This window comes from Streptomyces sp. URMC 123 (genome assembly GCF_051386515.1).
Taxonomy (GTDB): domain Bacteria; phylum Actinomycetota; class Actinomycetes; order Streptomycetales; family Streptomycetaceae; genus Streptomyces.
Window position 1 is genome coordinate 1 of record NZ_JBPQTV010000245.1, and the last position, 9,684, is coordinate 9,684.

Annotated in this window: 10 protein-coding genes; 7 read left to right on the plus strand and 3 right to left on the minus strand. The window is 74.3% G+C overall.

Going from position 1 to position 9,684, the window contains the following annotated elements; translation table 11 throughout:
- Window positions 1-54 precede the first annotated feature (54 nt).
- A complete protein-coding gene (locus ACSNOD_RS23380) occupies window positions 55-420 on the minus strand; it encodes a hypothetical protein (protein ID WP_436768992.1) in 366 nt (121 codons plus the stop codon).
- On the opposite strand from ACSNOD_RS23380, the gene ACSNOD_RS23385 reads away from it, so the two are divergent.
- The 5 genes from ACSNOD_RS23385 to ACSNOD_RS23405 all read left to right on the plus strand — a co-directional run bounded on the left by ACSNOD_RS23385 (window position 325) and on the right by ACSNOD_RS23405 (window position 7,122).
- Window positions 325-1,878, plus strand: coding sequence for a SpoIIE family protein phosphatase (locus ACSNOD_RS23385; RefSeq protein ID WP_436769001.1), 1,554 nt, complete (start codon window positions 325-327; stop codon window positions 1,876-1,878). The genes ACSNOD_RS23380 and ACSNOD_RS23385 overlap by 96 nt on opposite strands.
- Before the next feature lie 73 nt (window positions 1,879-1,951).
- Window positions 1,952-2,236: a hypothetical protein gene (locus ACSNOD_RS23390; protein ID WP_436768993.1), complete on the plus strand. Its 285-nt coding sequence runs from the start codon at window positions 1,952-1,954 to the stop codon at window positions 2,234-2,236.
- 194 nt (window positions 2,237-2,430) lie between these two features.
- On the plus strand, window positions 2,431-3,423 hold the full coding sequence (locus ACSNOD_RS23395) for an SDR family NAD(P)-dependent oxidoreductase (protein ID WP_436768994.1): 993 nt from the start codon (window positions 2,431-2,433) through the stop codon (window positions 3,421-3,423).
- A 168-nt stretch (window positions 3,424-3,591) separates the two neighbouring features.
- A complete protein-coding gene (locus tag ACSNOD_RS23400; protein ID WP_436768995.1) occupies window positions 3,592-4,476 on the plus strand; it encodes an ion transporter in 885 nt (294 codons plus the stop codon).
- Window positions 4,477-4,881: 405 nt separating this feature from the next.
- On the plus strand, window positions 4,882-7,122 hold the full coding sequence (locus ACSNOD_RS23405) for an MMPL family transporter (RefSeq protein WP_436768996.1): 2,241 nt from the start codon (window positions 4,882-4,884) through the stop codon (window positions 7,120-7,122).
- On the opposite strand, the gene ACSNOD_RS23410 is transcribed toward ACSNOD_RS23405, so the two are convergent.
- Window positions 7,103-7,324 (minus strand): hypothetical protein, encoded by a 222-nt coding sequence (locus tag ACSNOD_RS23410; protein ID WP_436768997.1) that lies wholly within the window; start codon window positions 7,322-7,324, stop codon window positions 7,103-7,105. The genes ACSNOD_RS23405 and ACSNOD_RS23410 overlap by 20 nt on opposite strands.
- Window positions 7,325-7,581: 257 nt before the next feature.
- Between ACSNOD_RS23410 and ACSNOD_RS23415 the strand changes: the two genes are divergently transcribed.
- Window positions 7,582-7,875, plus strand: coding sequence for an acyl carrier protein (locus tag ACSNOD_RS23415; RefSeq protein WP_436768998.1), 294 nt, complete (start codon window positions 7,582-7,584; stop codon window positions 7,873-7,875).
- The gene (locus ACSNOD_RS23420) at window positions 7,872-9,107 is read left to right on the plus strand and encodes a beta-ketoacyl-[acyl-carrier-protein] synthase family protein (RefSeq protein WP_436768999.1); all 1,236 of its coding nucleotides are present in this window, start codon (window positions 7,872-7,874) and stop codon (window positions 9,105-9,107) included. Before ACSNOD_RS23415 ends, ACSNOD_RS23420 begins: the two co-directional genes overlap by 4 nt.
- A gap of 267 nt (window positions 9,108-9,374) precedes the next feature.
- Here the strand turns inward: ACSNOD_RS23420 and ACSNOD_RS23425 are convergent, their stop codons facing one another.
- Window positions 9,375-9,578: an antitoxin gene (locus ACSNOD_RS23425; protein WP_436769000.1), complete on the minus strand. Its 204-nt coding sequence runs from the start codon at window positions 9,576-9,578 to the stop codon at window positions 9,375-9,377.
- Window positions 9,579-9,684: the final 106 nt, after the last annotated feature.

Here is a 9,684-nt window from a genome sequence, read left to right on the forward strand (position 1 = left end):
CGGGGCTGGTCTCCCTGGCCCTGACCGACGGGGTCGGCCGCGACTACTACGCGGTCAACGCCGACGCCGACCCGGCCCGCCGACGTATCGGCCCCGTGCCGGCCGGTCGAGCTCTGGGGGCGGCTGGTCACCGCACCTCCGCTCGCCCCCACCGGGCCCGAGATCCTGCCGTACCGGCACTCCGCCGACGCGGACACCGCCGCCCGGCAGCCGGCCCCCGGCCCCGAGCAGGCCCCCGCCGGGGCCCGCCGCCTCGTCGGTGTCGTCGTCGACGCCGCCACCGGCGTCACCGCCGCCGAGGCGGCCGAGCGCCTCCCGGACGGCATCTTCTCCCTCGACCAGGACGGCCGGGTCACCTACGCCAACCGCCGCGGCGAGGAACTGCTGCGCCGCGACCGTGCCGCGCTGCTCGGCCGCCACCCCTGGGAAGTGCTGCCCTGGCTCGCCGACCCCGCCTACGAGGACCGCTACCGGGCCGCGATGCTGTCCCAGGAGGCGACCTCCTTCACCGTGCGCCACCCCGACGGGCAGTGGCTCGGCTTCGTCCTCCACCCCGACGTCCACGGCCTCACCGGCCGCGTCTTCCCCACCCGGGCCCCGGAGGCGCCCGGCGCGCACGTGGAGCCGCCCGAGCCCAGGGGCCCGCTCGCCGTGGCCGGCTCCGGCGCCCTTGCCCGGGCCGGCGCGCTCCACCACGTCGTCCAGATGGCGAGCGTGCTCACCGAGGCCGTCACCGTGCGCGAGGTCTGCGCGGCCGTCGCGGAACAACTGCTGCCGGCCTTCGGCGGACAGGAGCTGGCGCTCTATGTGATCCGTGACCGCCGCATGCACCTGGCCTGGGAATCGGGGTATCCCGAGGGGTTCCTCGACGAGTTCGAAGGGGTGCCGCTGAACGCCCATCTGCCCGGCGTGGAGACCCTCACCACCGGCACCCCCATCTTCTTCGAGTCCCGGAACCGACTGAGCGCCGCCTACCCCGAGATCTCGCTCGACCGGATGCAGTCCTGGGCGTTCCTGCCCCTCGTCGCCTCCGGCCACCCCGTCGGCTCCTGCATCCTCGGCTACGACCGGCCGCGCGTCTTCACCCGCGACGAGCGGGCCGCGCTCACCGCGCTGGGCGGCCTGGTGGCCCAGGCGCTGGAGCGGGCCCGGCTGTACGACGCCGAGTTCACCCTCGCCCGCGGCCTCCAGAACGCGCTGCTGCCCCACCGGCTGCCCCCGGTGCCCGGCCTGCGGATGACCGGCCGCTACCTCCCCGGCACCCAGGGCATGGAGATCGGCGGCGACTGGTACGACGCCATCGAGACCGCCCGGGGGGTCGCCCTCGTCATCGGCGACGTCGAGGGGCACAGCGTGGCCGCGGCCGCCGTCATGGGCCAGCTGCGCAGCGCCGTGCACGCGTTCACCACCAGCGACGGCTCACCCGGGGAGGTGCTGCGCCACACCAACCAGCTCCTCGCCGACCTCGACGCCGGTGTCTTCGCCACCTGCTGCTACATCGAGCTGGACCCCCGCAGCGGCCTCGCCCGCGCCGTCCGCGCCGGCCACCCGCCGCCCCTGCTGCGCCACGCGGACGGCCGCGCCGAACCGCTGGAGCTGCCCGGCGGCACCCTGCTCGGCGTGGACCGGGACGCCGACTACCCCGTGACGCCGTTCCAGGTGCCGCGCGGCGCGGTGCTCGCCCTCTACACCGACGGGCTGGTCGAAAAGCCCGGCGAGGACATCGACCAGGGCATCGCCGCCGTCTGCGAGCGCCTGGCCCGCACCTCGCCGGACGACCTGGAGAGCGCGGCCGACGCCCTGGTGGGCGACGCCCACGGCGCCACCGACCGGCCCGACGACGTGGCCCTGCTGCTCGCCGCCTACATGGGCGTGTGACCGGTACCCCGGCCCCGCCCCGTCGTTGGAACCTCGCAGAAACGCACAAGCCGCCCCGCATACGGAGGTTTCCATGCGACTCGTACGCCCCATGCTCAGCGCCGTGCTGGCCACCGGGCTCGTCGGCCTCGCGCCGGCCCTCGCGCACGCCGTCGCCCCGGTGTCGCCCCCCACCGGCGGCCCCGCCCACGGCCCCGGCACCTGGCCGGCCACCGGACTCGTCTTCACCGGCGCCGAGACGGTGACCGGAACGGCGCAGGCGGTCGCCCAGTCCCCGACCGTCCAGGAGACGGGGGCCCTGGTCCAGGAGGTGGGGGGCCTGGAGGGCGCCGAGCTGACGTACATGCGCTTCCAGTAGGGGCTTCGTGGCGGCCGGTGCGCCGCGCGCCGCCGGTCGGGCGCGCCCCGGGTGCGCGGGCGTTCGACCCCGTGTACGGATGGAACCACGTGTGCCGAGCGGCCCGGCGGGCACTCGGCACGGGCGAGGTGGGGCCGGCGGGCGACGCCGGCCTTTCGGACGCCCTCCGCACGACGTCGGCGAAGGAGAAGGACATGGCGCAGCTCCGAGGGCTCTCCTCCGTGGTCACCGGCGGTTCCCGGGGCCTCGGCCTGCTGATCGCCCGGGAACTCCTGCAGCGCGGCAGCGAGGTCACCATCGCCGCGCGGGACGCCCATGAACTGGAGGAGGCCGAGCGGCTGCTCCACCGCGCGGGGGGCCGCGCCGTCCGCACGGCCGTCTGCGACGTCCGCGACCGGCACGCCGTGCGCGCCCTGATGGAGGAGGTGGCCGGCCGCGGCACCGGGATCGACCTCGTCGTGGGGAACGCCGGGATCGTCCAGGTCGGGCCGGTCGAGTCGATGGGCGTGGACGAGTTCCGGGACGCCATGGACTCGATCTTCTTCGGCGCGCTGCACACCGCCCTGGAGGCCATGCCGTATCTGCGGCGCAGCCCGGCCGGCGGCCGGCTCGGGCTGATCGGGTCCATCGGCGGGCTGCTCGCCGTGCCGCATCTGCTGCCCTACTCCTGCGCCAAGTCCGCCGTCGCCGCGCTCGCCGAGGGCCTGCGCGAGGAGCACGCCCGCGAGGGGGTGAGCGTGACGGCCGTGCACCCGGGGCTGATGCGCACCGGCTCCCATCTGCACGCCCACTTCACCGGGGACGCGGAGAAGGAGTTCGCCTGGTTCTCGGCGCTGGCGGGGCTGCCGGTGCTGTCGATGAACGCCGAGCGTGCCGCCGGGCGGATCGTCACGGCCCTGGAGCACCGCAGGCCCCGGCTGGTGCTCACCCCGGTCGCCCGGGTCGGCGCCAAGGTCCACGGGCTGGCGCCGGTGCTCACCACCCGGCTGAGCACGCTCGCCGCGCGGCTGCTGCCGCGGCCCGTCGGCACCACGGGCGGTGGCGTGGAGGGCCGGGAGGTGGCCGCCGCCGTCCGCCCGGACCGCGGCCGGCTCGCCCTGTGGTGCTCCCGCCTCAACGAGCGTGCGGCGGACCGGCTCAACCAGCGCGGCGGGGCACCGGCCCCGGGCCGGAACCCGGCGATCTGACGCCGCGGCCGGCCCCGCATTATGCGCCCGTCGGCGCGGCGGCCGAACGGGAATCGGCGATCTTCCAGCAGAACGGGCGAGCCACCGCCCCATGACGGCCGGTCACGGGGAGGAACGTCCTAGGATCGCAGCGCACTGTGGCGCGGGCCGTGGGAACGGAGGTCAGCCATGCCCGACCTCACCGCCGATCCGGCGGCCGGCACGGCCGCCGAGCGCGCCCGCCGCATCGTGGACTCGACCTGGTTCGGCACCGCGGCGTTCCTCGTCATCGTCGCCAACGCCGCCCTGCTGGGCGTCGAGACCTACTCCGGTGTCGTCCGCCGCTGGCACACCGAACTGACCCTCCTCGAACACGCTTTCCTCGCCGTCTTCACCGTCGAGATCCTGCTCCGTGCCGTCGCGCACGCCGACCGGCCGCGTGACTTCCTGCGGGACCCGTGGAACCTGTTCGACCTGGCGGTCGTCCTCCTCGCGTTCCTGCCCTTCGCCCGGGAGAACGCCACCGCCCTGCGCCTGCTGCGGCTGGCCCGTGTGCTGCGCACCGCGCGCTTCCTGCCTCAGGTACGTGTGGTGCTGGTCGCCGTCGGCAAGTCGCTCCCCGGCACGCTCAGCTTCCTGCTGGTGGGGTCGCTGCTGCTGTACATCTACGCCATGATCGGCTGGGTGGTGTTCGCCGACACCGACCCCGAGCACTACGGCTCCCTGGGCCGGTCGTTCCTCACCCTCTTCCTGCTCATCACCCTGGACGGGCTGGGCGAGGCGGTCCACGCCGGCCTGGAGATCTCCCGCTGGACGATCCTCTACTTCGCCTCCTACGTCCTGCTGGGCTCCTTCGTCCTGGTCAATCTGCTGATCGGCGTGGTCATCAACTCCCTGGAGGAGGCCCGGGAACTGGAGGCCGCGGCCACCGCGCGCAACGAGAGCAAGGAGCGTCAGCCGGCGACCGCGGCGCGCGACGACGACCCCGAGCGGCTGCGCCGGCGCATCGCCGCGGCCCGGGCCGCCCTGGACGAGCTGGAGGACAGCCTCCACCGCCTCCCCGGCCCTCGCTGACGCCGGCTCCCCACACCACGCTCCACCTCGCCGCCGGGCCGCGCCCGACGCCGTACACCCCGCCCCGCACCGTCGTCATCCCCCGGCGCCGTACGCCCCTGACGACGCGTCACTCACGCGACCCGCCGCGCCCGCTCGCCGTGATCACACGGATGGCGGTGTCGTGCCTGGTGGGAGCGGGGGAAGAATGCGGTTCGACTGCGCCCTGCGGGCGAACTCCAGGATGAGGAGCTCTGTGATGCCGATTGTCGGCACCCGGCGCCGATCGCGTCCCAGCCCGCTCGATCAGACCTGGCTCCGGTACGAGGGCCCGGCCCGCGCCGCCGGGCCCGCCGCCCCTGGGGGTCGGTGGCGCGAGCCGATCCTCACCGCGGTCGCCCGGGAAGCGGACCTGCTGGACCGCCCATGAGCCGGCTCGGCGCACCCCTGCGGGCCCGGGCGCCGAGAGCCGTGATCGCGGCCTGGCTGCTGCTGTGCGCGCTGTGCGCGCTCCCGGCGGCCACCGTGTTCGACCGGCTGAGCAGCGGCGGCTTCACCGTGGCCGGCGCCGAGTCGGACCGCGCCGCCGACGTGGCCGGCGAGCGCTTCGGCCGCGACACCCCCGACGCCATCCTGCTCTTCCGCAGCGAGAAGCCGGCCGAGCTGCACGGCCGCGCGCTCGTCACAGCCGTCGAGAACGCCTGGCGGCCCCTGGCCGACCGCACCGCCCAGCCCGACCGCACCCCGCGGCCCGAACCGGGCGCGCGGGACGGCCCCGACGGGAGGGACGGCCCGGACACGGCCGGCCGGGCACGGCTCACCCTGTCGGAGGACGGGCAGGCCGTCCTGCTGAGCGTCCTGCTGCGCGGGGACGACGACGAGTCGAAACGGCGGACCTTCGCCCGGCTGCGCGCCGATCTGAGGCCGCCGGCGAACGTCTCGGTGATCCACGGCGGTTCCATCCCGTTCCTGGAGGAGGCGAGCGCCCGCTCCCGCGCCGACCTGGTGCGGGCCGAGATGATCGCCGCGCCGGTGCTGCTGGTCCTGCTCATCCTGGTGTTCGGCAGCGTGGTCGCCGCCGTGCTGCCGCTGTGCATCGGGGGCATCGCCGTGCTGGTCGCGCTCGCGGTGCTGCGCGTCGCCAGCTCCGTCACCGAGATCTCCGTCTTCGCCGTCAACACCGTCACCATGGTCGGCTTCGGCCTCGCCGTCGACTACGGGCTGCTGATCATCACCCGGTTCCGGGAGGAGCGCCGCCTGCGCGGGGCGACCGACGAGGCGCTCACCGCCACCCTGCGCACGGCCGGCCACACCGTCGCGTTCTCGGCCGGGCTCGTCGCCGTCGCCCTCGCCGCCCTCGCCTTCTTCCCGCTGGCCTTCATGCGCTCGCTGGCCATCGGGGGAGTGGCCGTGGTCGTCGCGGCCGCCGGCGCCGCGCTCACCGCGCTGCCCGCGCTGCTGGGACTGCTCGGCCGGCGGCTGGACAAGGGCCGCAGCCCCCTGCTCGGCGACCGCTCCGGGCGGCACCGGGCGGCGGCGGGCGGCCACCGCCGGCACGCCGTGGGGCGCAGCGGATTCTGGTACGGGCTGGCGCTGCTCGTCGCCCGCCGCCCGGCGCTGTGGCTGGCCGCCTGCACCGCCGTCCTGGTGGCCGCGGCCCTGCCCGTCACGCACGTCGCCTTCGCCGGCATCTCCGAGCGCACGCTTCCGGAGTCCTCCGAGACCCGGCGGGTCCTCCAGGCCGTCCACCGGGACTTCCCCGCCGAGGAACGGGCCAGGATCGAGGCGGTGGTGCGCCGGGAGGACGGCCCGATCGCCGCGCCGGAGGGCCGCCGGGCGCTGCGGGAGTGGCTGGCGGCCGCGGAGCGGTCGCCCCGCGTCGGCGAGGTCGAGGTCGTCGCGACCGAGGGGGACGCCGCCCTGGTGGCCGTGCGCCCGGCCGACACGGCCCCCGCCGTGGAACAGACGGCGGTCCGTCAGCTCAGGGAGACCCGGGCGCCGCCCGGCCTCACGGTACTGGTGGGCGGCGACGCGGCCTTCGACGTCGACATGCTCGCCGCGCTGCGCTCCCATGTGCTCCCGGTCGCCCTGGCCATCGCCCTCGTCACCTTCGTGGTCCTGGTGCTGATGTTCCGCTCGCTGCTGCTGCCGGCCAAGGCCGTGCTGACCTCCCTCCTGTCCACCTGCGCCTGCCTGGGGGCGATGACCTGGGTCTTCCAGGACGGCTGGCTGTCCGGGGCGCTGGGCTTCACGCCCCTGGGCTTCGTCGAGGCGACCCAGCCCATGGTCGTGGTGGTGGTGCTCTTCGCGCTGTCCATGGACTACGAGCTGTTCCTGCTCTCCCGGGTGCGGGAGGAGTACCTGCGCACCGGGACCAACACCCGGGCGGTCACGCTGGGGCTGACGCACACCAGCGGTCTCATCACCAGCGCGGCGCTGCTGCTCCTGGTGGTGATCGCGGCGTTCAGCACCAGCAGCGTGGTGGCGATCAAGGAAGTGGGCGTCGGGCTGTTCGTCGGCATTCTGCTCGACGCCACGCTCGTCCGCATGCTGCTGGTGCCGGGAGCGCTGTTCCTCGCGGGCCGGGCCAACTGGTGGGTCCCGGCGTTCCTGAAGGGCCGGCCGGCGGGCCGGGACTGCGGAAAGGTCAGACTGTCGCCGCCCTGAGGCCGGTCACCGGCGGCAGCGGCTGCTCGTGGCCGCGGTGCCGCCCGCAGGCCAGGGAACAGGTGATGGGCAGATAGGCGGGGGAGTCGAGCCAGTAGGCGCCGCTGAGTTCTGCGTGCGGCAGAGCACCGACGGCCGCGGCGGCGGGGATTCGCTGGGCACCAGGGTCCTTCTGTCGAGGGTCCTTCTGTTGGTGATCCATGCTCTGTTCAACCGCGCCGGCCCGAATAAGGACCGGCCGTATTCCCAGCGGTGACGGGTCCGTAATGGGTACGTGACCGGGCAGTTCTCGTGACTATCGTGACTATCCGATGTGCGGCAGGGGTGCGGACACCGCCGTCGGTGCGTCTTCCGCGCCTTCTCTTTTGCTCGGGATACGCTTGGCCTTCCGTACGATGAATTCCCATCGTGTCCGACGCCAGAACGCCGCGACGAGGAAACGACGAGGAAAAGAGTGCCATGCAGGAACGCGCAGTGGACATCGAGGCGAAAGTCACCGGCTATCTCCAGCAGCACTTCGGGATCGGCGAGGACCAGCTCCGGCCGGACGCCACGCTGGAGGAACTGGGCATGGACTCTCTGGCACTGATGGAGCTGTTGGTCATCGTCGAGGAGGAGACCGGGGTGCAGGTGACCGAGCGGCTGGACGGCCTGGACTCCCAGGCCACGCTCGCCCAGGCCATCGCCCGGATGCAGGAGATCTTCGACGACCCCGAGCCGCAGCCCGTCGCCGGCACGGACGGCGCGCGGTGACCGACCGCCGGCGCGAGGAGGTCGCCGTCACCGGGCTCGGGCTGATCACGCCGGCCGGGGTCGGCGTGCCGGACACCTGGGAGGCGCTCTGCGCCGGGGTCCCCACCGCCGCGAAGGACCCCGAGCTGGAGGGGCTGCCCATCGACTTCTCCTGCCGGGTGCGGAACTTCGACGCGGCCGACGTCCTGGGCCGCCGGCTGACCTGGCGCACGGACGCCTTCATCCATCTGGCCGTCGCCACCGCACGGGAGGCCGTGGCCGACGCCGGGCTCGACACCGGGGCGTGGGAGGGCGAGCGGGTCGGTGTCGTCGTCGGCGTCGGGGCCACCAGCCAGCAGAGCTGCCCCCGCGAGTACCCCAAGCTCATGCGCGGTCTGTACTCGACCCTGACGCCCACTCTCGTACCGCGCAGCGTGCCCAACATGGCCGCCGGCGAGATCGCCATCGACCTCGGCGCGGGCGGCCCCAACCTGGGCACCTCCACCGCCTGTGCCTCCGGTGCCACGGCCATCGGCGTCGCCCGGGACCTGATCGCCTCCGGCGCCTGCGACATCGTGATCGCCGGCGGCAGCGAGTCGGCCCGCAACTCCGCCTTCACCGCCCTGCCGTTCTGGCGGATGGGCGCGCTCTCCGGCCGCGGCGACGACCCCGCCGGCGCCTCGCGGCCGTTCGACGCCGACCGCGACGGCTTCGTGCTCGGCGAGGGCGCCGGCATGATGGTGCTGGAGCGCGCCGATCACGCGCGGGCGCGCGGCGCGCGGGTCCACGCGCTGCTGTGCGGATACGGCGCCACGGCCGACGCCCACCACCCCATCGCCCCCCACCCCACGGGCGAGGGCGCCCGGCGCGCCCTGCGCTCCGCGCTCACCGACGCGGACCTGGCGCCCGGCGACATCGGCCATGTCAACGCGCACGGCACGTCCACACAGCAGAACGACCTGATCGAGGGGCGGGTGCTGTGCGATGTCTTTCCCGGCCGGCCACCGGTGACCGCGACCAAGAGCATCATCGGTCACGCGCTGGGCGCCGCCGGTGCGATCGAGGCCGTCTGCGCGGTTCTGTCACTGGTCCATCAGCGTATTCACCCCACCGCCAATCTCGATCGGCAGGACCCGGCCATCGATCTCGACATCGTTGCCAAGGTCCCCCGGGAAACGGCGCTGGAGGCAGTGGCCAGTTGTTCACTGGGATTCGGCGGACAGAACGCCGTTCTCGTATTCCGTACACCCTGATTCCGTACGCCGATTCCGTGCGCCCCGACGCGCCGTGCGGCGCGAAAAACGGCAACGGCGTACGGGATTTCCCGCAGTCCGTCCTTTACGGGCGCGGGTGCTTCTGCCTTTTCCCGACGGCGGCGTTCACGCGGCATTCCGGGCGCGGGAGGCCGCCGGGTGCGCGGGGCCGCGGACGCGCCGAGCCGCGGGCGCGCGGAGGGAGAAGCGCGCCCGGCGGCGTACGGGGCGGGGCGGGCCGGCCGGTCGGGCGGCGGCCCGGCGGCGTCAGGCCGGGGGCGGGTTGCCCTCGTCGGGCGGCCGCTGCGCTCCGCCGATCTGGTCGTTCAGCTTCTGCTGAGCGGTGTCGACGTGCCGGCTGTACTTGCCCTGGGTCCTGGTGTCGACGGCGTCACCCACCTTCTCGACGCCTTGGCGGGCCGTGTCCTCGTGGCCCTTCACCAGTGACTTCAGCTTGTCGAGCATGGACATGATCCCATCCTCCCTGGGGATTCCCGGCGCGGAACCAGGGCGGAACCGATGCCGGTCACTCCCAGCATCTCCGGGGGCGCGGGGACTCGCATCCCCTGGGAGGGGG